At 68.0% G+C, this 21,462-nt stretch carries 18 protein-coding genes; 5 read left to right on the forward strand and 13 right to left on the reverse strand.

Annotated elements, in window-relative coordinates:
- Window positions 1-4 precede the first annotated feature (4 nt).
- The gene (locus tag BM43_RS07890) at window positions 5-1,195 is read right to left on the reverse strand and encodes an efflux RND transporter periplasmic adaptor subunit (protein WP_036055953.1); all 1,191 of its coding nucleotides are present in this window, start codon (window positions 1,193-1,195) and stop codon (window positions 5-7) included.
- 128 nt (window positions 1,196-1,323) lie between these two features.
- Entirely contained in the window at window positions 1,324-2,820 is a 1,497-nt protein-coding gene (locus BM43_RS07895) for an efflux transporter outer membrane subunit (RefSeq protein WP_036055952.1), read from the reverse strand.
- A gap of 284 nt (window positions 2,821-3,104) precedes the next feature.
- Between BM43_RS07895 and BM43_RS07900 the strand changes: the two genes are divergently transcribed.
- The 3 genes from BM43_RS07900 to BM43_RS07910 all read left to right on the forward strand — a co-directional run bounded on the left by BM43_RS07900 (window position 3,105) and on the right by BM43_RS07910 (window position 5,336).
- Complete coding sequence (locus tag BM43_RS07900; RefSeq protein ID WP_036055951.1) at window positions 3,105-4,028, forward strand: LysR family transcriptional regulator; 924 nt, start codon at window positions 3,105-3,107, stop codon at window positions 4,026-4,028.
- A gap of 201 nt (window positions 4,029-4,229) precedes the next feature.
- Complete coding sequence (locus BM43_RS37460; RefSeq protein ID WP_025099583.1) at window positions 4,230-4,853, forward strand: TetR family transcriptional regulator; 624 nt, start codon at window positions 4,230-4,232, stop codon at window positions 4,851-4,853.
- A gap of 27 nt (window positions 4,854-4,880) precedes the next feature.
- Window positions 4,881-5,336 carry a MarR family winged helix-turn-helix transcriptional regulator gene (locus tag BM43_RS07910; RefSeq protein ID WP_052409259.1) on the forward strand — a complete coding sequence of 152 codons (456 nt, stop codon included), beginning with the start codon at window positions 4,881-4,883 and terminating at the stop codon, window positions 5,334-5,336.
- A gap of 15 nt (window positions 5,337-5,351) precedes the next feature.
- On the opposite strand, the gene BM43_RS07915 is transcribed toward BM43_RS07910, so the two are convergent.
- From BM43_RS07915 to BM43_RS07965, 11 genes are all read right to left on the reverse strand, one after another.
- The gene (locus BM43_RS07915) at window positions 5,352-5,741 is read right to left on the reverse strand and encodes a cytidine deaminase (RefSeq protein ID WP_036037817.1); all 390 of its coding nucleotides are present in this window, start codon (window positions 5,739-5,741) and stop codon (window positions 5,352-5,354) included.
- A gap of 30 nt (window positions 5,742-5,771) precedes the next feature.
- The gene (locus BM43_RS07920) at window positions 5,772-7,022 is read right to left on the reverse strand and encodes a phosphopentomutase (RefSeq protein ID WP_088555543.1); all 1,251 of its coding nucleotides are present in this window, start codon (window positions 7,020-7,022) and stop codon (window positions 5,772-5,774) included.
- Window positions 7,023-7,048: 26 nt separating this feature from the next.
- On the reverse strand, window positions 7,049-8,368 hold the full coding sequence (gene deoA / locus BM43_RS07925) for a thymidine phosphorylase (RefSeq protein ID WP_036055950.1): 1,320 nt from the start codon (window positions 8,366-8,368) through the stop codon (window positions 7,049-7,051).
- A gap of 12 nt (window positions 8,369-8,380) precedes the next feature.
- A complete protein-coding gene (locus tag BM43_RS07930) occupies window positions 8,381-8,554 on the reverse strand; it encodes a deoxyribose-phosphate aldolase (protein WP_036055949.1) in 174 nt (57 codons plus the stop codon).
- Between the two features lie 14 nt (window positions 8,555-8,568).
- Window positions 8,569-9,843 (reverse strand): NupC/NupG family nucleoside CNT transporter, encoded by a 1,275-nt coding sequence (locus BM43_RS07935; protein ID WP_013690527.1) that lies wholly within the window; start codon window positions 9,841-9,843, stop codon window positions 8,569-8,571.
- A gap of 155 nt (window positions 9,844-9,998) precedes the next feature.
- Window positions 9,999-10,919, reverse strand: coding sequence for a nucleoside-specific channel-forming protein Tsx (locus BM43_RS07940; RefSeq protein ID WP_042286150.1), 921 nt, complete (start codon window positions 10,917-10,919; stop codon window positions 9,999-10,001).
- 405 nt (window positions 10,920-11,324) lie between these two features.
- Window positions 11,325-12,782 (reverse strand): dihydropyrimidinase, encoded by a 1,458-nt coding sequence (hydA, locus tag BM43_RS07945; RefSeq protein WP_036055945.1) that lies wholly within the window; start codon window positions 12,780-12,782, stop codon window positions 11,325-11,327.
- 56 nt (window positions 12,783-12,838) lie between these two features.
- Window positions 12,839-14,356: an NCS1 family nucleobase:cation symporter-1 gene (locus BM43_RS07950; protein WP_025099591.1), complete on the reverse strand. Its 1,518-nt coding sequence runs from the start codon at window positions 14,354-14,356 to the stop codon at window positions 12,839-12,841.
- 109 nt (window positions 14,357-14,465) lie between these two features.
- Window positions 14,466-15,776, reverse strand: a complete 1,311-nt coding sequence (gene preA, locus BM43_RS07955) for an NAD-dependent dihydropyrimidine dehydrogenase subunit PreA (protein WP_025099592.1) — start codon at window positions 15,774-15,776, stop codon at window positions 14,466-14,468.
- A gap of 59 nt (window positions 15,777-15,835) precedes the next feature.
- Window positions 15,836-17,173, reverse strand: coding sequence for an NAD(P)-dependent oxidoreductase (locus BM43_RS07960; protein WP_036055943.1), 1,338 nt, complete (start codon window positions 17,171-17,173; stop codon window positions 15,836-15,838).
- A gap of 141 nt (window positions 17,174-17,314) precedes the next feature.
- Window positions 17,315-18,595, reverse strand: coding sequence for a Zn-dependent hydrolase (locus BM43_RS07965; protein ID WP_036055942.1), 1,281 nt, complete (start codon window positions 18,593-18,595; stop codon window positions 17,315-17,317).
- Between the two features lie 355 nt (window positions 18,596-18,950).
- Here BM43_RS07965 and BM43_RS07970 point away from each other — a divergent pair, with 355 nt between their 5' ends.
- Complete coding sequence (locus tag BM43_RS07970) at window positions 18,951-19,649, forward strand: TetR/AcrR family transcriptional regulator (RefSeq protein WP_013690534.1); 699 nt, start codon at window positions 18,951-18,953, stop codon at window positions 19,647-19,649.
- 518 nt (window positions 19,650-20,167) lie between these two features.
- Window positions 20,168-21,367, forward strand: a complete 1,200-nt coding sequence (locus BM43_RS07975; RefSeq protein WP_036055941.1) for a porin — start codon at window positions 20,168-20,170, stop codon at window positions 21,365-21,367.
- The last annotated feature ends 95 nt before the right edge of the window (window positions 21,368-21,462 follow it).

A 21,462-nucleotide genomic window follows, 5' to 3' on the forward strand; every position in this document is an offset into this window, starting at 1 on the left:
CTCCTCAGGATGCCTGGCCGGCGTGCGGCGCGGATGCGGCGCCCTGGGCCGCGGCCGGCGCCTGCCAGGGGCCGGCCTTGACGGTCACGCCCTCGCGCGCGCCCTGCAGCCCGGTGACGATCACCTCGTCGCCGGCGGCCAGCCCGCTGGTGACGATCCAGTCGTTGCCATAGCTGGCGCTCGCCTCCACGTTGCGGCGCTGCGCCTTGCCGCCGGCCACCACCATCGCATAGGCACCCACCACGTCGCGCTGGATCGCCTGCTGCGGGATCAGGAACACGCCGTTGCGCCGGCCGAAGTCGGCCTTCAGGGTGACGAACATGCCGGGCAGCAACTGGTGCTGCGGGTTCGGGATGCGTGCGCGCAGGTTGACCGCGCCGGTGGTCGCGTTCACCTGGGCATCGGAGAAGTCGAGCGCGCCCGCCTGCTCGTAGGTGCTGCCGTTCGGCAGCGTGACGCTGACGGCGGTGTCGGCCTGTCCCGCGAGCGCGACATGGCCCGCGCCCTGCGCCTGGCGCAGCGTCACCAGGTCGGCCGCGCTGAGGGTGAAGTTGACGTAGAGCGGATCGATCTGCTGCACGGTGGCCAGCAGCGTGCCGCTCGCGCCGGCGTCGGACACGCCGCTGCCCACCACGGTGCCGGCGGTCACCTGCTGCTCGCCCGCGATGCCGGTGATCGGCGAGGTGACCTTGGTGTAGCCCAGGTTCACGCGGGCGCTTTCCACCGAGGCCCGGTCGGCCTGCACCTTGGCGGCCGCGCTGCGCTCGGCCGCATCGGCGTTGTCGACGGTCTGTTGCGACACCGATCCGACCGGCAGCAACTGATGGTCGCGCTCGGCCGTGATGCGATCGTTGACGTAGGTCGCCTGGTCCTCGGCCAGCGTGGCGAGGCTGTTGTCGAGCACGGTCTTGTAGTAGCTCGGGTCGATCTCGAACAGCGTCTGCCCGGCCTTCACCTCGCTGCCCTCGGCATAGCTGCGCTTGAGCAGCACGCCCGACACGCGGGCCGTCACGTTCGCGCTGTAATAGGCCGACAGGCGGCCCACCAGGTCGCGCGTCAAGGGCACGTCCCGCGGCTGCGCCGTGACGGTGGTCACCACCGGCGGCGGCGCGGGCGGCGGCCCGCTCTTGCCGCATCCGGCCAGCGCCAGCAAACCCGTGGACAGCAGCGATGCACCCAGGAAAGATCGATTCATGTCACACCACACCGAATTCGTGAAATGGAAAACCCGCGCGGCGCGGTGAAGCCGTCGCCGCCGGATGGAGAAAGCGCGGGAGTCGGGCTCGCGAGCGGATCGGGCGGCCCCGCGATCCGTGCGGCCGATCAGTCGACGCCGGTCGATGCGGTGTTCGCCGGCCTGGCCTGCGCCGACGAACCCAGCTGCGTTTCGTGCGCGTCGTCCCATTGCCAGCCGCCGCCGAGGTTGCGGATCAGACTGACGCTGCTTTGCGACAGCAAGGCACGCGTGTCCTCCAGGTTCTGCCGCGCCTGGATCAGCGTGAGCTGCTGGGTCAGCAGGTCCTGCTCGCTGGCCGTGCCGATGCGCTGCTGCGCGCTGGCGCTGTCGAACAACTGCTGGTTGCGGCGGTAGATGCCCGCATACGAACGGGCCTGGTCCTGCAGGTGGTTCAGCGAGGACAGGCTGTCCTCGACGTTCTGGAACGCGCCCAGCACCGTCTGGCGATAGCTGGCGACATCCTCGTCATAGGTCGCGCGCGCCTCGCGCACGGCGGCCGTGCGCGCGCCGCCGTCGAAGATCGTCGCGGCCAGCGTGGGGCCCAGGGTCCAGAAGCGGCTCGGCACCGTGAACAGGTTGGCCAGCGTGTTGTGCTGGAAGCCGCCCTCGGCCGAGAGCGTGAGCGTCGGGAAAAAGGCCGCCTCGGCCACACCTATCTTGGCGTTGGCCGCCGCCGCGGTGCGCTCCGCGCTGACGACGTCGTAGCGTCGTTCCAGCAGTTGCGACGGCAGGGCCAGCGGCACCGCCGGCAGCGCGAACGCATAGTCGGACCTGGGCTCGATCGAGAAGCCGCCGGGCGCCACGCCGACCAGCACCGCGATCGCGTGCTCGTCCTGTTCGCGCGTGATCCGCGTCGACTGCAGCGAGGCGATCACCAGCTCAAGCGTATCCTGCGCGTTGAGCACGTCGTCGTTGGACGAGGTGCCGAGCGCGAAACCGCGGCGCGTCATCTCGAGGATCCGTTCGTCGATGCGGCGCTGCTGGGTCAGCAGGTCGATATCCATGTCGGCCTGGCGCAGCTCCAGATAATCGATGGCCAGGCTGGCCGCGATCGACAGGCGCTCGCCCGCCAGTTGCGCGTCGCTGGCCTGCGCGCTGGCCTTGCTCGACTCGATCTGGCGGCGCACGCTGCCCCATAGATCGAGCTCCCAGCTCGCCGTCAGCGAAGTGGAAGCCAGGTTGCTCACGCCCGCCTGCGAACTGCCGCTCGATGCCGCGTTCGTCCCGCTGCCCGAGCGGGTGCCCGAGAGGTTCGCGCCCACCGTCGGGAACAGGCTGGCGCGGTCGGCCGTCACCGTCGCCAGCGCGAGCCGGTAGGCCGCCTCGGCCTGCGCGATCGACTGGTTGGCCCGCTGCGAGCGCTCGATCAGGTCGGTCAGCGTGGCGTCGTGATAATCGAGCCACCAACTGCTCGACAGCGAGGCTTGCGGGTTCGCCTCGGCGCGCTGCCAGTTGGCCCCTTCCTTGAAGGCGAGCGGCAGGTCCATGGTCGGCTTCCGGTAGTCCGGCCCCACCGCGCAGGCGCTCAGTGCGACGGCCACGGCAGCCGTCGCCAGCCAGCGCGCCGCGCGTCGCGCTTCCATTACAGAAACTTTCGGATCGCTAAGCGATGCATGCTTGCCGGAATCCGTGTCTTGTCGATCTGCTGGGGCCATGCGGCTCGTCCTGTCCTGGTTTCCCGGCTCACGCGTCGTAATCGCCAGAAATGAGCAAGCTCGCCGCGCCGCGCGAAAAGCCCTCGCATCGGGCGATGGCGAGCCGGGAATAGTGGTCTAATCAACTTGTCTGGCTCGCAGCTTAGAGCGTTTTTTTTGACCCCACTAGACGAGCTATTCGCATTGATGTCGTCCGAAATTGAGAGGAATCGATGATCGACCTCAACGAGATCTACCTGTTCGTCGAAGTGATACGAGCCGGCAGCTTCGCCGAAGCCGCGCGCCGTCTCGGCATGCCCGCGAACACCATCAGCCGGCATATCCAGGCGCTTGAAAGCAAAATGAAAAGCCCGCTGATCCTGCGCACCACGCGCAAGCTGACGCTTACCGCGGTCGGCCAGGCCTTCTACGATCAATGCGCGCAGAACGTCGCCGACATCGTGCAGGCCAGCCAGGAAGTCAGCGATATCCATGCGACGCCCGGCGGTTCCCTGCGCGTCGCTCTCCCCGGCGACTTCTTCCATGTTTTTCCTGTCGCCTGGATCACCGAATTCCTGTCCGCCTACCCGTCGGTCAACCTCGAATTCCTCACCGACGACGCACGCGCGGATCTGGTCACGCACGCCGTCGACGTGGCTTTCCGCCCCGTCTTTGCCCTGGAGGACAACACCGTGCGCCGGGTCATCTCCTCGGCGCAGCGCCGCTTGGTCGCCGCGCCGACCTATCTCGCCGCTCACGGGATTCCGCGCACGCCGGACGAGCTGTCGCGGCACGACTGCCTGTTGCTGTCGCGCACGCCCGGCCTCGAGGTCTGGCATCTGAGCGGGCCGCAGGGCAATGCCCGGGTGGAAGTGAGCGGGCGTTTTCTGAGTAGCTCGATCGAGCTGATTCGCAAGACGGCCATCGAGGGGCTCGGCATCGCCCTGCTTCCCGAGGTCTGCATGCAGGCGGATATCGATGCGGGACGCCTGGTTCCGGTCCTCGACGACTATCGTGCGACGAACGCCCAGTTCTGTGCGGTGTTTCCGAGCCATCGCTATATCCGGCGCGTCACCACCCTCTTCGTCGACTACATCCAGGACAAGATCCGGAGTACCCGCGCACTGCCCGAGGCGGCGTCGCGCCTGACTGTCTGAAACCTGAAGCGCGGCTGTCAGGAAAATTACTGTGCCGCGTGGAGGTCAGTCACCCGGATTCGGGCACTAGCCCGAAGCGCCGAAGCTCGCTAGATTGGCAGCGCCGGATCGGGGCCGCGGCAACGACCTGCACGTCCGGTCCGCGGACGTCGCACCAAACCTCGATGTCCCAACTCGTCATCGCACAACCGGGAGCCTTCGATGAGGCGTACGCAGGAGCAGGCCATGCACACGCGTGCCAGGATCCTCGACTCCGCGGTCCAGGCCTTCCTGCGGCAAGGCCTGTCGCATACCTCGCTGGCCGATATCGCCGGCGTGGCGGGCGTCACGCGCGGCGCCGTCTACGGGCACTTCAGGAACAAGTCCGCCTTGTTCGAGGCCATGCTCGAGCATGCGGGGCTGCCCGTCGATCCCTTCCTGATCGCCTGGCACGCGCCGGAGCCGGACCCGCTCGAACAACTGCGGGCGGCCCTGGTCCGCCATCTCGCGCGGGTGTTGTCGAATGGCGTCGCGCGGCGCGTCTACAGCATCGTCCATTCGCGCTGCGAAGTATCGGAGGAGACCCGGGAGTTCTGGGAGAAGGTGCATATGGGGCGCCGCGCCGCCGAGCAGCGCATCGTCGATGCACTGGCCGATGCGCACGCGCAGGGACAGCTCGCGGACAACGCGGATATCGCGCAACTGGCGGCCTTCACGCACGCCAGCCTGATGGGCTTCTTCATTCGCAGCCTGGCGGAACAGGCGAGCATCGCGCCGCGCCAGAGCGCCGAGCATGTCGTCGATCTCGCCTTCCTGCTGCTGCGCCCGTTCGAGGCGGCGGATTGAGTCGCGAGCGCGTTCACGGCACTCGCGATGGCACGCGCCCCTCGAACCGCGATCGGCTCGCGCGCGAGCGACGAAGCCCATGCCTTCGGCCGCCTGCTGCTGCGTGCCGACCTGGCCTTGCACCAGGCCATCACGCGATGCACGCAGGACGCCCTGCAGGTGACGGCGCAGCAGGCTCGCGTGCTGTACCTGGTCGGGCAGCCCGAGCTGGCCCGCGCCGCCGACATCTCGCGTCAATGCGAGGTCGATCCCAAGGCCATCACCTGCATGGTCGATCGGCTGGTGCGCAACGGTTTCCTGCAACGCCGACGCGGTACGATCGATCGGCGCGTCGTCGAGCTGGTGCCGACGGCGCGTGGGCGGGCGGTGGCCGCCGGCGCACCGGCGGCGTTCCGCGAGGCGCATGAGTGGCTGTTCGCGGGCTTCGAGGCGCAGGACATGGCGCGCCTGGCCACGCTGCTGCGGCGCATTCTCGAACGATAGCGCCCGCCTCGCCCTTCAGAGCCGGAATGCGCCCGGCAACAGGGCATCGGCCGTGGTCACCTGCGTCTGCCCCTTCAGGTTGCTCAGCACCACCTCCAGGTCCGCTCCGCCCAGTTCGTGGATCACCTGGCGGCAGGCACCGCAGGGCGCGATCGGCCCGTCGGTGTCGCCCGTCACCGCCAGCCGCACGAAATCGCCCGGGCGATGGCCGGCCGCGATCGCGGCGAACAGCGCCGTGCGTTCCGCGCAATTGCAGAGGCCGTACGAGCCGTTCTCGACATTGCAGCCGTGAAAGACCTTGCCGTCGCGCGTTTGCAGCGCGGCGCCCACCTTGAAGTTCGAATACGGCGCATAGGCGCGCTCACGCGCGAGCTTCGCCTGTTCGACCAATGTATCCCGTTCCATGTCGATGTCCTTGTGTTGTCGATAAGCTGCCTATCGCGCCGTGGCGCCGGCCGCTCGCGGCGCGGCCAGGAAAGACTTGCCGTCCTCGAACGCGTCCAGCCCGAACCACGACGCGAGACTCTGGCCGATGTCGGCGAAGCTGTCGCGCACGCCGAGGCTGCCGGGCGCCACCTGCTTTCCATACACCAGCACCGGCACGTGCTCGCGCGTGTGATCGGTGCCGGGCCAAGTCGGGTCGCAGCCGTGGTCGGCCGACAGGATCAGCACGTCGTCCTCGCGCAGCAGCGGATACAGATCCGGCAGCCGCGAGTCGAAATACTCGAGCGCCGCCGCGTAACCGGCCACCTTGCGCCGGTGCCCGAAGTTCTGGTCGAAGTCGACGAAGTTCGTCATCACCAGGCTGAAGTCGGGTGCCTCGCGCGCGGCCGCCAGCGTCGCGTCCCACAGGCCGTCCAGGCCGTTGGCCTTGATCTTCCGCGTCACGCCCATCCCGGCGTAGATATCCGAGATCTTGCCGATCGCGATCACCTGCCCGCCCGCGCGCGCGAGCTTGTCGAGCACGGTGGGTGCGGGCGGCGGCACCGCCAGGTCGCGGCGATTGCCGGTGCGGGCGAAGTTTTCCGGCGCGTCGCCGACGAAGGGCCGCGCGATCACGCGGCAGATGTTGTAGGCATCCACCTCCTCGCGGGCAATCTCGCAGAGGCGATAGAGCCGCTCGAGGCCGAAGCTGCCTTCGTGGCAGGCGATCTGGAACACCGAGTCGGCCGAGGTATAGAAGATCGGCTTGCCGGTGGCGATGTGCTCGGCACCGAGCGAGGCGATGATGTCGGTGCCCGAGGCGTGGCAGTTGCCGAGGTAACCCGGCAGGCCGGCGCGTCGCACGATCGCGTCGAGCAGCGCCGGCGGGAACGAGGCCTCGCGCTCGCCGAAATAACCCCAGTCGAAGCGCACCGGCACGCCGGCCATCTCCCAGTGGCCGGACGGCGTGTCCTTGCCCGAGGAGCACTCGCGCGCGGCGCCGTAGGCACCGAGCAGCGCCGGCGCCGACGACATGCCCGCCGGCAGCGCGCCGCCGGCCAGCGCGCCGGCCAGCCCGATGCCGAGTTGCTCGAGATGCGGCACGCGCAGCGGCCCGCCACGGCCGGCCTCGCCCTCGCAGCGGCCGGCCGCGCAATGCTCGGCGATATGCCCGAAGGTGTTCGAACCTTGATCGCCGAAGCGTTCGGCATCGGGCGCCGCGCCGATGCCGAGCGAATCGAGAACCAGAACTAGCGCACGCATGATGCTCGCTCCTTGCCCGGCACCACTTAACGAACCAGCCGATGAATGGTGGGCGGCAGCGGCTCGGCGCTGGCGCCGAGCAGGTAGGCGCGCTGCACCTCCGCCAGCGCGCGCGCGGCGGCCGCTTCGTCGCGCGCATGCACGTAGCCGAGCGGATCGCCCGCGTTGACCTGCTGCCCGAGTTCGACGAGATCCGACAGGCCGACCGAATAATCGATCGAGTCTTCCGCGCGCGTGCGGCCACCGCCGAGCGCCACCACCGCCAGGCCGAGCCCGCGGCAGTCGACGCGCTGCACCACGCCGCCGGCCGGCGCCGGAACCGGCACCTTCACCGCGGCGGCAGCCAGGTATCGCGCCGGCGCCTCGACCAGGTCCTTCGGGCCGCCGAGCGCGGCCACCATGGTCGCGAAACGCTCGGCCGCCGCGCCGGAATCGAGCGCGCGCTGCAAGGCGGCCCGCGCCTGCGCCTCGTCGGCGGCCAGGCCGCCCGTCACCAGCATCTCGGCGGTGAGCGCCATGGTGACCTCGTGCAGCCGCGCTGGACGCGACTTGCCGCTCAGGTAGTCGATCGCGCAGAGCACCTCGATCGCGTTGCCGGCGCAGGGCGCCAGCGACTGGTTCATGTCGGTCAGCACGGCGGTGGTCTTCATGCCGGCGCCGTTGCCGACATCGACGATGCTCTGCGCCAGCTCGACCGATTTCTCGAAGCTCGGCATGAAGGCGCCCGAGCCGACCTTGACGTCCATCACCAGCCCTTCGAGCCCGGCCGCCAGCTTCTTGGAGAGGATCGAGGCGGTGATCATGGCGACCGATTCCACCGTCGCCGTCACGTCGCGGATCGCGTAGATGCGCTTGTCGGCCGGCGCCAGCTGGGCGGTCTGGCCGATGATGGCCACGCCGACCTCGCGCACCGTGCGGCGCAGCAGCTCCGGATCGGGCGTGACGTCGTAGCCGGGGATCGCGCTCAGCTTGTCGAGCGTGCCGCCGGTGTGGCCGAGCCCGCGCCCCGAGATCATCGGCACGTAGCCGCCACAGGCGGCGATCATCGGCCCGAGCATCAGGGACACCACGTCGCCCACGCCGCCGGTCGAATGCTTGTCGATCACCGGGCCGTCGAGCGCCAGCGAGCGCCATTCCAGGACCTGGCCGGAATCGCGCTGCGCGAGCGTGAGGGCCACGCGCTCCTCGACGGCCAGGTCGTTGAAGAACACCGCCATCGCGAACGCGGCCACCTGGCCCTCGGTCACGCTGCCGTCGGTGATGCCGCTGACGAAGGCCGCGATCTCGTCGCGGCTCAGCGGCTGGCGATCGCGCTTCTTGCGGATGAATTCCTGGGGCAGAAACATATCGGATTCCTTTCAATAAGTGAGGGACGGCGCGCCGCCGGGGCCGTGACCTAGCGCGGCCGGCGCCCGGACTCCATCGTCCGTGTCGTCGTCGTTCCACGAGGTCAGATCGATCAGGTGCAGCGCCGTCAACGCGGCTTGCGCCAGTTGCTTGCGCGCCCGATGGTTGACTGCGGGAACCATCATGCGAATCTCGCTCGTCAATGCAGGGAAAAGAACAGGCCGGCGATCGCCGCGCTCATCAGGTTCGACAGCGTGGCGGCGGTCAGCGCGCGCAGCCCGTGCCGGGCCACCTCGGAGCGCCGCTCCGGCGCCACCGCGCTGAAGCCGCCGGCGAGGATCGCGATCGATGAGAAGTTGGCGAAGCCGCACAACGCGAAGGATACGATCGCGATGGTCTTCGGGTCGAGCACCTGCAGCCCGGCGGCCATCACCTTGGTGCTGTCCTTCAGGTAGGGCGAGAGATCGCCATAAGCGACGAACTCGTTGAAGATCAGCTTCTCGCCGATGAAGTTGCCGGCCAGCGCCGCGTCGTGCCAGGGCACGCCGATCAGCCAGGCCAGCGGCGCGAACACCACGCCGAGGATGCCGAGCAGGGTGAGGTGCGGAAAGCCGACCAGGGTGGCGATGCCGCTCACGATCGCGTTCATCAGCGCGATCAGGCCGACGAAGGCGATCAGCATCGCGCCGACGTTCATGGCGATGCGCATGCCGACCGAGGCGCCCGAGGCGGCCGCCTCGATCACGTTGGCGGCGCGCTGCTCGTCGAAGTCGAGGCCCTCGATCACCACCCGGCTGGGCTCGTCGGTCGGATACAGCAGCTTGCCGAACAGCAGGCCGCCGGGCACCGCCATCACCGAAGCCGCCAGCAGGTATTCCATCTTCACGCCGAGGCCGGCGTAACCGACCAGCACCGAGCCGGCGATCGAGGCCATGCCGCTGGCCATCACGGTGAAGATCTCGGCGCTCGTCATCTGCCGCACGAAGGGCTTGACCAGGGCCGGCATCTCGCTCTGGCCGAGGAAGATGGTGGCCACCGCCGAGCAGCCCTCGATCCGGCTCACGCCGAGCAGCTTCGAGAGCAGCGCACCGAAGATGCGCACGATCCACTTCATCACACCGATGTAGTACAGCACCGCAATCAGGGAAGTGACGAAGATGATCATCGGCAGCACGCGCAGCCCGAACACGAAACCGCCGTCGCCGAACAGATCGAACATCTTGTTGCCGACCAGGCCGCCGAACACGAAGGCGATGCCGTGATTGCCCATCTCCAGCACCTGGTTCACGCCGTTGGCGGCCATCGCCAGCGCGGCGCGGCCGGGCGGCACGAACAGCACCAGGGCGCCGAGCACGAGCTGGGTCGCCAGGGCCGCGAGCAGGGTGCGCAGGCTCACGCCACGCCGATTGTTCGACAGCAGGTAGGCAATCGCCAGCAGGCAAGCCATTCCCAACAGACTACGCAGAATATCCACCCTCGCTCTCCTCTTGTCTCTTCATGTCATGGCGCCCTGCCCGGGCGCCTCGATATCGTTTCGATGCTCATGTCGTGCCCGGCTCGCGCCGAGCAGTATGCGCCCTTGCCGTCGCGGCGCAAGCGGGTTCGTGCGGATAGGCACGCGAGCCGTCATCAGAACTGGTAGCCGACGCTCGCGTAATAGCCCCAGCCGTTCGAGCGGTTCTGGAACGGGCCGTCGCCGAAGTTCAGCTCGGTGCCGGCCCACTGGCCGCCATGGTGGAAATAGCGGGCCGCGGTCCAGAAACGCCAGTGCTTGAACGAGTAGATCAGCACGTTGGTCGACACGAAGGCGGTATCGGTACGCGTGTTGTCGCCGGTTTCCTCGCGCAGCTTCGAGCCGAAGTCGTAGTTGAAGAAGCCGACGTAGAGCAGGTTGCCGCCATGGAACGTGCCCAGCGGCAGGATGTACTTCATCTGCGCGCGATAACCGTCCCAGCTGTTCTGGTTCGCGGCGCCGTAGTTCTCCCACTGGCGATGCAGGTAGAGATTCGCGGAGAGCATTAGCGGCGTATGCGTGTCGATATCGGTGCCGATGCCCGCATACAGCGTGTTCTGCCGGCCGGGCGTGTTGTGCCCCTGGTCGTAGATCCAGTCGAAGGCCACGTACCATTCCTTGAACGGACCGATGGCGAGCGACTTGCCGAGCAGGTGGTCGATCGAGACGCGCGGCTCCTGCTCACTGAACACCGGCGAGCCCTTGTTGGTGAAGCCGCCGTCGTAGCCGTTGCCGACCCCGAGCACGCGCGGCACGTCCACGTAGCCGTAGAGATCGAACGGCCCCTTGCGGCCGAAATACTCGTACTCGAGATAGAGGTCGTTGGTCCGGTGCGGGCCGAAGCGGATGTTCTTCGAACCGATCAGTCCGATGCTCTGGTGGAACCAGTCCGACAGATAGGGCGAAGGCGGCGTCACCGTCGCCGCGGGCGCCGCGGGCAACACCACCTCGCTCTCGGCCAGCACCGTCGCGCCGGCCGGCTGCCCGGCCATGGCCGAGGTGGACGCCAGGGCCGAGGTGGACGCCAGGGCCGCCATCACCGCCACGCCTGCCGCCGGCCGTTTTTTTGTTTTCTTTTTCTTATTCTGTATTCCTGCATGCATACAGGTGACTCCGCTCTCTCAGGTTCTTGGTATCGGATTCCCGGCCGATCGATGTCGGGCTCGGGTCGCAGGCCGGCGCGCTGCCCTATATTCGCGCGCGCCGCCTGCTTCGGGTGCGTCCTTGCTTCGAGATCGCCCACCGGCCGGCTCGCGGCTGCCGGTCCTGCCGGGCGGGCAGACTCATGCAGGATCCGTGCCATATGTTGACCGATCGGACAGCTCGAACGCCGGTGTCTCCAACCGGCGGCGCGCAGTATAAACCAATGGGCCGGCGCGTAAACCAAAGCGCAAGAATCTGGCGGCGGAAGCCGGAAACGTCGTGCCGAAAGCTCCGATCGCTCAGCCTTCGCGCTCGACCGCCTGCGGCTCGCGCAGCCGGTTCGCGATCCGCGTGGCCTCGTAATAGGCCGGATTCGGCGGACGCTTCAGGTAGCGGCCCGCGCCGCGCACGGCACGCAGTTCGCCGTCGGCCCAGGCCAGCGCGCCGCGCGTGAAGGTATGCGTGGCCAGGCCCCGCACCGTCATGCCCTCGAACACGTTGAAGTCGACCTGCTGGTGATGCGTCTTCACCGAGATGGTCTTGGTCGCGGCCGGGTCCCAGACCACCAGGTCGGCATCGGCGCCCACCTGCACGGCACCCTTGCGCGGATACAGGTTGAAGATCTGCGCGGCATTGGTCGAGGTGATGCGCACGAATTCGTTCGGCGTGAGGCGCCCCTGGTTGACGCCGTGATGCCAGAGCACCGCCATGCGATCCTCCACGCCACCACAACCGTTCGGGATGCGCGTGAAGTCCTCGCGGCCCATCGCCTTCTGCGAGGCGCAGAACACGCAGTGATCGGTCGCCGTGGTATGCAGCTGTCCGGCCTGCAGCGCGCGCCACAGCGCGTCGCGGTGCTCGGCGGAACGGAACGGCGGGCTCATCACGTGCGCCGCCGCGCGATTCCAGTCCGGATCGCGATACACCGCCTCGTCGATCACGAGATGGCCGGGCAGCACTTCGCCGAACACGCGCAGGCCCTCGTTGCGGGCACGCGCGATCGCGTCGACGGCGTCCTTGGCCGAGACGTGAACGATGTAGACCGGCACGCCCAGCACCTGCGCGATGCGAATCGCGCGATTGGCCGCCTCGCCCTCCACCTCGGGCGGACGCGACAGCGGATGCGCCTCGGGCCCGGTGATGCCGCGCGCGAGCAGCGCGCGCTGCAACTGGAACACCAGCTCGCCGTTCTCGGCATGCACGGTCGGCAGCGCGCCGAGTTCGAGCGACCGCGCGAAGCTGTTCACCAGGATCTCGTCGTCGGCCATGATCGCGTTCTTGTAGGCCATGAAGTGCTTGAAGCTGGACACGCCGTGCTCGTGCACCAGGGTGCCCATGTCGCGATGCACGGATTCGTCCCACCAGGTCACGGCCACGTGGAAGCCGTAGTCGGCAGCGGACTTTTCCGCCCAGCCGCGCCAGGTGTGGAAGGCCTCCATCAGCGACTGGCGCGGGCTCGGGATCACGAAGTCGATGATGCTGGTGGTGCCGCCCGACAGGCCCGCCGCGGTACCGCTGTAGAAATCGTCGCTGGCGGTGGTGCCCATGAAGGGCAACTCCATGTGCGTGTGCGGATCGATGCCGCCGGGCATCACGTACTGGCCGTGCGCATCGACGATCTCGGCGCCGGCCGGCGCCTCGATCCGCTCGGCGATCTGCAGGATCGTGCCGCCGTCCTGCGGGTCGGCGCACAGCACGTCGGCGCGGTAGCTGCGCTCGGCATCGACCACGGTACCGCCACGAATCAGGGTTGTCATCGCAATGCCTCCTCGCTATCTGAATGAACTGGAACGAGCTGGATCGGGCGACGCGCTCAGGCGCTCGCCACCTGCGCGCGCCGGCTCGCGCCGAGCTTCATCCAGCTGCCATAGACCAGGGACGCCAGCACCAGGCCGACGAACCACGCATAGGTATAAAGGGTGTTGAAGAATGCCGGCACGTTCGGGAACGCGGCCGGAAACGCGACGTGCAGGAAACCGGGCAGGTTCGGCAGCACGCCGGCGGCCAGCGCCACCAGCGCCGCCGGGTTCCAGCCGCGCACGTAACTGAACGGCCCCGCCGCGTCGAACAGCGCGCGCGCATCGAGCCGCGTGCCGCGGATCAGGAAGTAGTCGACCATCAGGATCCCCGCGACCGGGCCCAGCAGGGCTGAATAACCGACCAGCCAGGTGAAGATATACCCGTCGGTGGTGGCGAGGATCTTCCACGGCATCATCAGGATCGCGATGGTGGCGGTGATCATGCCGCCCGCGCGATACGAGATGCCCTTCGGCCACAGGCTGGAGAAATCGTAGGCGGGCCCCACCAGGTTGGCCGCGAGGTTGCAGCACATGGTGTCGAGCGTGAGGATCACCAGCGCGATGCCCACGCCGATGCCGGTCATGCGGCTCGCCAGGTCGATAGGATCCCAGATGGTCTTGCCGTAGATCACCACGGTGGCCGAGGTCACCACCACCGAGACCACCGACAGCAGCGCCATCGGCACCGGCAGGCCGATCGACTGCCCGATCACCTGGTCGCGCTGGCTGCGCGCGAAGCGGGTGAAATCGGGGATGTTGAGCGCGAGCGTGGCCCAGAAGCCGACCATCGCGGTCAGCCCCGGCCAGAAGGTGGCCCAGAACCGCCCGGCCTTGGCGCCGCCGGCCGCGAACTGCGAAGGCGTGGACAGCATCGAGCCCACCCCGCCCGCCTTCGAGGTCGCCCACCAGACCAGGGCCGCGCACATCAGCACCTTGACCGGCGCTGACCAGCTCTCGAGCCAGCGGATCGAATCGGTGCCGTGCAGGATGAAATAGAGCTGCAGTGCCCAGAACGCCAGGAAGCAGGCCAGTTGCCCGACCGAGATGTCGACCAGCGGCAGTGCCGCGCCATGCAGCGCATTGCCGGTCAGGATGTTGAGCAGCGTGTAGATCGCGCTACCGCCGAGCCAGGTCTGGATTCCGTACCAGCCGCAGGCGACGATGGCGCGCAGCAGCGCGGGCAGCTTGGCGCCCTGGGTGCCGAACGAACTGCGCACCAGCACCGCGTAGGGGATGCCGTGCCTGGCGCCGGCATGGCCGATCAGCAGCATCGGCACCAGCACGATCAGGTTGCCGAGCAGGACCGTCAGCACCGCCTGCCACGGCGACATGCCCTGCTCGGTCAGCCCCGCCGCCAGCATGTAGGACGCGATGTTCATCACCATCCCGACCCATAGCGCCGCGAAGTGATACCAGCGCCAACTGCGCTGCGCGGCCGTGGTCGGCGCCAGGTCCTCGTTGTAGAGACTGCCGCCGGCCACGGCCGGTCCTGCCTCGCCGGCCAGGCCGGCGGACTGCGCTGTGAGCTTCATCGAATCGACTCCACGGAATCGCTCGCGCCGTCCCGGCAAGGCCCGGGCCGCGGCGTGAACCGTTCGCTGGCGGCGCGCGAGAGGCCTGCCCTCGCGTGCCGGACGCCGGTCAGGCTGCCTTCACGTGCGGCTCGGCGGGTGCCGTGGACGCCGCGCCGGCATCCACGCGCGCCGGATTGTTCGGGTGCGTGGTCCAGTTCGCGTAATCGCCGGCGTCGACGCGCTCCATCGTGATGCATTGCTCGACCGGACAGACATGCATGCATAAATTGCACCCGACGCACTCGGCGTCGATCACCTCGAAGTGGCGCTGCCCGTCCTTCTCGCGCGTGATCGCCTGGTGCGAGGTGTCCTCGCAGGCGATATGGCAGAGCCCGCACTGGATGCAGCGGTCCTGGTCGATGCGCGCCTTGATGTCGTACTTGAGGTTCAGGTACTTCCAGTCGGTCACGTTCGGCACCGCGCGCCCGCGCACATCCTCGAGCGTGGCGTAACCCTTCTCGTCCATCCAGTTCGACAGCCCGTCGGCCAGGTCCGAGACGATCCGGAATCCGTAATGCATCGCCGCCGTGCAGACCTGCACGCTACCGGCGCCGAGCACGATGAACTCGGCCGCGTCGCGCCAGGTGGAAATGCCGCCGATGCCCGAGATCGGCAGGTTCGGCGTTTGCGGATCGCGCGCGATCTCGGCCACCATGTTCAGCGCGATCGGCTTCACGGCCGGGCCGCAGTAGCCGCCGTGGGTACCCTTGCCGTCGACGGTCGGCATCGGCGCCATCTGGTCCAGGTCGACGGCGACGATCGAGTTGATGGTGTTGATCAGCGACACGCCATCGGCGCCGCCCTTCCAGGCCGCGCGCGAGCCCATGCGGATGTCGCTGATGTTGGGGGTGAGCTTAACCAGGCAAGGCAGCCTGGTGCCCTCCTTCACCCAGCGCGTGACCATCTCGACGTATTCGGGCACCTGGCCGACCGCCGCGCCCATGCCGCGCTCGCTCATGCCGTGCGGGCAGCCGAAGTTCAGCTCGACCGCGTCGGCACCGGTATCCTCGATGCGCGGCAGGATCCATTTCCAGTCCTGCTCGTTGCAGGGCACCATCAGCGAGACGATCAGCGCGCGATCCGGCCAGTCGCGCTTGACCTGGGCGATCTCGCGCAGGTTCACCTCCAGCGGACGATCGGTGATCAGCTCGATGTTGTTGAGCCCGGCGATGCGCTGGCCGTTCCATTGCACGGCGCCGTAGCGCGAGCTGACGTTGACGACGTGCGGGTCCAGCCCGAGCGTCTTCCAGACCACGCCGCCCCAGCCGGCCTCGAACGCGCGATTGACGTTGTAGGCCTTGTCGGTGGGCGGCGCGGAGGCGAGCCAGAAGGGATTGGGCGAAGTGATGCCGGCAATGCTGCAGCGAAGATCGGCCATGTTCGGCTCCGTGAAGGTGGGGTCCTGGTCGTGTGCGTGGCTGGGGCGTGGCCGGCGGTTCAGGCGGCCTTGGCGTCGCGCCGCGCGAGCGTCGCGTCGATCGCGGCGGCCGCGCGCTTGCCGTCCTCCACCGCCTGCACCGTGAGGTCGATGCCTTCGGTGGCCGCGCAATCGCCGCCGGCCCATACATCGGGCAGCGCCGTGCGTCCCTCGGCGTCGACGGCGATGCGCGTGCCGTCCGCCGTCAGCAAGCCGGCTTCCACGCCGGCCGGCAGCAGCGTCTGGCCGATCGCCTTCAGCACCATGTCCGCCTCGATCAGGCAGCGCTCGCCCGAAGCCGTCTCGAACTCGACGCCGCTGACCCGCCCGCCCTCGCCCGTGATGCGCAGCGGCCTGGCATGCGTGAGCAGGCTCACACCGCTCTTCTGCGCGAACTCGCGTTCGGCCCAGGTCGCGCTCATCGATTCCACGCCGCGCCGATAGACCATCGTCACGCGCTCGGCGCCGAGCTTGCGGCTCTGCACGGCCGCGTCGATGGCGGTATTGCCGCCGCCGATCACCACCACGCGCCGGCCCACCGGCACCTGCTCCAGCGCCTCGGCCTGCCGCAACCCCTCGATGAAATCGACCGCGTTCATCACGCCGGCCAGCGGCTCGCCCTCGATTCCGAGCGCGCGCACGCCGCCCAGGCCGATCGCGAGGAACACCGCGTCATGCTGCTCGCGCAGCGCCTCGAGCGTCAGCTCGCGGCCGAGCGCCAGGCCCGTGCGCACGGTGATGCCGCCCACCGACAGCAGCCACTCGACTTCGCGCTGGGCGAAATCGTCGACGGTCTTGTAGGCGGCGATGCCGTATTCGTTGAGGCCGCCGGCCTTCGGGCGCGCGTCGAACAGCGTGACGCGATGCCCGGCCAGCGCGAGCCGGTGCGCGCAGGCCAGCCCCGCCGGCCCGGCGCCGACCACGGCCACCTGGCGGCCCGTATCGGGCGCGCGCCGGAAGGTCACCGCGCCGGTCTCCATCGCCCAGTCGGTGGCGTGCCGCTGCAGCGCGCCGATCGCGACCGGCTGGCTGTCCTGATGGTTGCGCACGCAAGCGCCTTCGCAGAGAATCTCGGTCGGGCAGACCCGCGCGCACATCCCGCCGAGCGGGTTGGCCGACAGGATGTCGACGGCCGCGCCTTTCAGGTTGCCGTGGCCGATCTTGCGGATGAAGCTCGGGATGTCGATCCCGGTCGGGCAGGCCTGCACGCAGGGCGCGTCATAGCAGTAATGGCAGCGGCTCGCGGCGGCGGCCGCGGCGGTGGGATCGAGCAGCGGCGCGATATCGGAGAATTCGCAGGACAGTTGCGTGGACGACAGGCGATGCGCGGCGATATCGCCGGCTGGCTGGGTGCTCATACGCGTTCCTTCGACGGGTTTGGGGACGACACCGTCCCTGCCGGCTGCGCGGGCGCAGTCGGGGGCGGTTGTTTTTCGAACGTTTCAGGCTTGGGGCGAGCGGGCGATGACGGGCCCGCCGGCCGACTTAGGGCGGGTGCTTCATGAGACGGGCTCGCAGGCGCGCGACAGCATGGCGTGCAGCAGCACGTTCGCGCCGGCCTCGATCCACTCGGGCGTCGCGTCCTCGATCTCGTTGTGGCTGATGCCGTCGACGCAGGGCACGAACACCATCGAGGTGGGTGCCACCTGCGCCAGGTAGCAGGCGTCGTGGCCCGCGCCCGAGACGATCTCGCGATGCGGGTAGCCGAAGCGCTCGGCCGCTTCGCGCACGGCCTGCACGCAGGCGGTATCGAAGGCCACCGGCTTGTAGTAGAAGATCTGCTCGAGCGCGGTGTCGAGCCCGATGCCCGCGCTGATGCGCGCCACGCCCTCGCGCAACGCGGCGTCCATCTTGGCGAGCACCGCGTCGTCGGGATGCCGGAAGTCGACGGTGAAGAACACACGGCCGGGAATCACGTTGCGCGAGTTCGGGTACACCTGCATCATGCCGACCGTGGCGCAGCCGAAGGGCGCGTGATCGAGCCCGATCCGGTTCACCAGGTCCACCACGCGCGCCGCGCCCAGCAGCGCGTCGCGCCGGCGCGGCATCGGCGTGGGCCCCGCATGCGCCTCCTGGCCGGTCAGCGTGATCTCGTACCAGCGCTGCCCCTGCGCATCGGTGACGATGCCGATGGTCTTGTGCTCGGCCTCCAGGATCGGCCCCTGCTCGATATGCAGCTCGAAGGCGGCATGCAAGGGCCGGCCGCCGCAAGGCAGCTCGCCCGCGTAGCCGATTCGCTCCAGTTCCTCGCCGATCGTGCGGCCGTCCACGTCCTTGCGCGACAGCCCGTATTCGAGCGAGAACACCCCGGCAAACACGCCCGAGGCAACCATCGCCGGCGCGAAGCGCGAGCCCTCCTCGTTGGTCCAGATCACCACCTCGATCGGGTGCTCGGTCTCGATGCCGTGGTCGTTGAGCGACCGGATCACCTCCAGGCCGCCCAGCACGCCGTAGATGCCGTCGAAGCGCCCGCCGGTGGGCTGCGAATCGGCATGCGAGCCGGTCACCACCGGCGCCGCATCGCGATGGCGTCCTTCACGGCGCATGAACACGTTGCCCATCCGGTCGACGCCGATGCTGCAACCCGCCGCCCTCGCCCATTCGACGATCAGGTCGCGGCCCTGCTTGTCGAGATCGGTCAGCGCCAGGCGGCAGACGCCGCCCTTGGGCGTGGCGCCGATCTTCGCCATCGTCATCAGGCTCTCCCACAGGCGCCGGCCGTCGACCTGGAGCATCGGGTCGTGGCCTGCCCGCTTCACTGCTTCCGATATTGCGTTCACTCGTATCTCTCCCAGGGGATCTGTCACGCTGCCTGCTTCGGTCGCCGCCGGTGCATGCCCGGTCTATCAAGGGGCATCGCCGCACGCGCACGGTGCATGTTCTCGTCATGGCTCGGATCGCGATCGACGCGGGAGGGTATCGCTTTCGCCGCCCGTCTAATCTTGTCCGATCGGACAGGTTTTAAGTCGAAAATATTGGCAAATCAACTACTTTCTTTTCGACGGATGCAGAGCGAGAAGCGTGCCACTGCACTGCAGCAGCGATCGCGAGGCCGCCACGAGCCAGGCGTGCCAAGCGCCTGCCGAGCAGCTAGAATGACGCGCAACGCGGCATCCGCGCCGCGCGAGGCCCTGGATGAAACATGACGAAGCAGTAGCCGGCGTGCCGGCAGACGAGGAGACGGCCGCCCCTTTGCGGCGGCGCAAGGCACACATTCGCGAGTCGAACGAAGCGCAATTGCTGGCCTGCGCGGAGGCGGTGTTCGCGGAACGCGGGCTCGACGGCGCCAGCACCGCGCTGATCGCCGAACGCGCCGGGGTGCCGAAGGCCAACCTGCATTACTACTTCCCGACCAAGCTGGCGCTGTACCGCCGCGTGCTCGAGGACCTGTTCGACGACTGGCACCAGGCGGCCGGCGCCTTCGAGGGCGGCGACGATCCGGTGGAGGCGATCGGCGGCTACGTACGCGCCAAGATGGAGCTGTCGCGGCGGCGCCCGCTCGGCTCGAAGGTCTGGGCCAACGAGATCATCCGCGGCGCGGAGCACATGCAGGACATCCTCGCGCAACGCGTGAAGCCCTGGTTCGATACGCGCGCCAAGGCGATCGACGACTGGATCGCGCGCGGGCTGCTGGCGCCGGTCGATGCGCATGCCCTGCTCTACCTGATCTGGGCGACCACCCAGCACTACGCCGATTTCGACGCGCAGATCCAGGCGCTCAGCGGCAAGCGCGCGCTCACGAAAAAAGCCTTCGAGACCAAGACCGAGCAGGTCGTGCAACTGGTGCTGCGCGCCTGCGGCGCGGTATCGCCGGAACGCGCCGGGCGGAAGTAAGGATTCCTGTATCACCTATCGTCGAGACGGCATTGGAGGCCGCCTCGACGATGCGCGTGCGCAAACGCCGGCTGCGGCCATGCGATCCCGAGCCGACTCATGATCGGACGCCCGACCGGAAAGCAAAACGAATACTGAAGAAATAATAACGAAAGACATTCGCCATCTCCCCATCACACATCGCTACCGACTGACCTGTCCGGTGACATTCAGATGACGAAACACGCTGTCATCGCTCGTAAAAAACGTTTTCACGCAGTTGAAATTTTGCAATTCTAAAATCCGGCTCCAGCAACAATCGGTGAGTCGCCGCGGGTTCTCGTCCAGGGAATGAACGGCCGCTCGTGCACCGGAAGTTGCTGGCAGCCGCAGTAAACAATTCGTTATGCGAATTAGTTCAGCAACGAAGAACCCACCAGGCCAAACCACACGAGGCAGCGGGATCGACAGGAAAATCCAGATTTTCCGGCGCGCTCGATGAGGCTTGTTTCTCACCTCCAAGAATTGAAAGAAAACGGATGAAAGCTCAAAAGATCACGGCCGCCCTCATGGCGATGGGCGCGTTCGCAGGGGTTGCACACGCACAGAGCAGCGTCACGCTGTACGGCATCGCCGACGCCGGCTTCCTGTACAACAACAACGTGAAGGGTGCCAAGCAGTACGCACTGTCGAGCGCCACCTCGTCGCGCTGGGGCCTGCTCGGCTCCGAGGACCTGGGCGGCGGCGTGCGGGCCATCTTCGATCTCGAGAACGGCTACACGATCGGTACCGGCTCACTGAGCCAGGGCGGCCTCGAGTTCGGCCGCAAGGCCTTCGTCGGCCTGGCCAGCAGCCACTGGGGCACGCTCACGCTCGGCCGTCAGTACTCGGCCAGCAACGACGCCACCGCGAACTTCGCATCGGGTGCGGACTGGGCCGCATCGGGCCTGGGCTTCGGCACGCGCGCGGCCGACGTCGACAACGTCGATACCTCGAACCGCGTGCAGAACGCGATCAAGTACACCAGCCCCAGCATCCAGGGCATCACGGTCGGCCTGCTGTACAGCCTGGGCGGCCAGGCCGGCCACGCCACGCAGAACGAGGTGCTCGACGCCGGCGTCGCCTACTCGAACGGCCCGGTCAAGCTCGGCGCGAGCTACATGTACACGAAGGACCCGTACTACGCGACCTTCGGCGACCAGGGCAACTCGTCCTCGCCGTCCTCGTCGGCCACCGGCGCCAACAACAACATGCCGAGCCGCATCTTCGGCGGCTACGCCTCGGCCGGCTCGCAGCAGATCATCACGGCCGGCGGCTCGTATGCCTTCGGCCCGGCCACCGTCGCGGTGCTGTACTCGAACACGCAGTTCCAGAACCTCGGCACGGTCAACGCGATCGGCAGCTTCGGCACCAAGTACAACGGCGGCACGGCCACCTTCAACTCCGGCGAAGTGAACCTGAAATACCTGCTGACGCCGGCGCTGACGCTGGCGGGCGCCTACATCTACACGCACAACAGCGGCGCGGACGGCGTGGGCAGCGCGCATTACAACCAGTTCAACCTCGGCACCATCTACTCGCTGTCCAAGCGCACCTCGCTGTACGCGATCGGCTTCTACGAGGCCGCGTCCGGCACGGACTCGACGGGTGCCAAGGCGGTTGCGAACTTCAGCGGCTCGACGGTCTCGGCAACGCCGCACGCGGTGGCCGCCATCGTCGGCATGACGCACAAGTTCTGAGCATCACGACAATCCGAGCGTCTCCGGGGTCGATCCGCCCCGGACGCCTTTTCGACCGGTCTCTCGCGAGACCGGTTTTTTTTCGCCCGAATCGA

Source organism: Burkholderia gladioli (assembly GCF_000959725.1).
Taxonomy (GTDB): domain Bacteria; phylum Pseudomonadota; class Gammaproteobacteria; order Burkholderiales; family Burkholderiaceae; genus Burkholderia; species Burkholderia gladioli.

Coding starts and splice junctions, on each gene's coding strand:
- hydA (WP_036055945.1), bottom strand. CDS start 12,782: ATGACAACCCTGATTCGTGGCGGTACCGTGGTCGATGCCGAGCGCAGC.
- BM43_RS07940 (WP_042286150.1), bottom strand. CDS start 10,919: ATGGCGGCCCTGGCGTCCACCTCGGCCCTGGCGTCCACCTCGGCCATG.
- BM43_RS07890 (WP_036055953.1), bottom strand. CDS start 1,195: ATGAATCGATCTTTCCTGGGTGCATCGCTGCTGTCCACGGGTTTGCTG.
- BM43_RS07960 (WP_036055943.1), bottom strand. CDS start 17,173: ATGAGCACCCAGCCAGCCGGCGATATCGCCGCGCATCGCCTGTCGTCC.
- BM43_RS07920 (WP_088555543.1), bottom strand. CDS start 7,022: ATGCGTGCGCTAGTTCTGGTTCTCGATTCGCTCGGCATCGGCGCGGCG.
- BM43_RS07915 (WP_036037817.1), bottom strand. CDS start 5,741: ATGGAACGGGATACATTGGTCGAACAGGCGAAGCTCGCGCGTGAGCGC.
- BM43_RS07900 (WP_036055951.1), top strand. CDS start 3,105: ATGATCGACCTCAACGAGATCTACCTGTTCGTCGAAGTGATACGAGCC.
- BM43_RS37460 (WP_025099583.1), top strand. CDS start 4,230: ATGAGGCGTACGCAGGAGCAGGCCATGCACACGCGTGCCAGGATCCTC.
- BM43_RS07950 (WP_025099591.1), bottom strand. CDS start 14,356: ATGAAGCTCACAGCGCAGTCCGCCGGCCTGGCCGGCGAGGCAGGACCG.
- BM43_RS07930 (WP_036055949.1), bottom strand. CDS start 8,554: ATGATGGTTCCCGCAGTCAACCATCGGGCGCGCAAGCAACTGGCGCAA.
- deoA (WP_036055950.1), bottom strand. CDS start 8,368: ATGTTTCTGCCCCAGGAATTCATCCGCAAGAAGCGCGATCGCCAGCCG.
- BM43_RS07975 (WP_036055941.1), top strand. CDS start 20,168: ATGAAAGCTCAAAAGATCACGGCCGCCCTCATGGCGATGGGCGCGTTC.
- BM43_RS07910 (WP_052409259.1), top strand. CDS start 4,881: ATGGCACGCGCCCCTCGAACCGCGATCGGCTCGCGCGCGAGCGACGAA.
- BM43_RS07970 (WP_013690534.1), top strand. CDS start 18,951: ATGAAACATGACGAAGCAGTAGCCGGCGTGCCGGCAGACGAGGAGACG.
- BM43_RS07895 (WP_036055952.1), bottom strand. CDS start 2,820: ATGGAAGCGCGACGCGCGGCGCGCTGGCTGGCGACGGCTGCCGTGGCC.
- preA (WP_025099592.1), bottom strand. CDS start 15,776: ATGGCCGATCTTCGCTGCAGCATTGCCGGCATCACTTCGCCCAATCCC.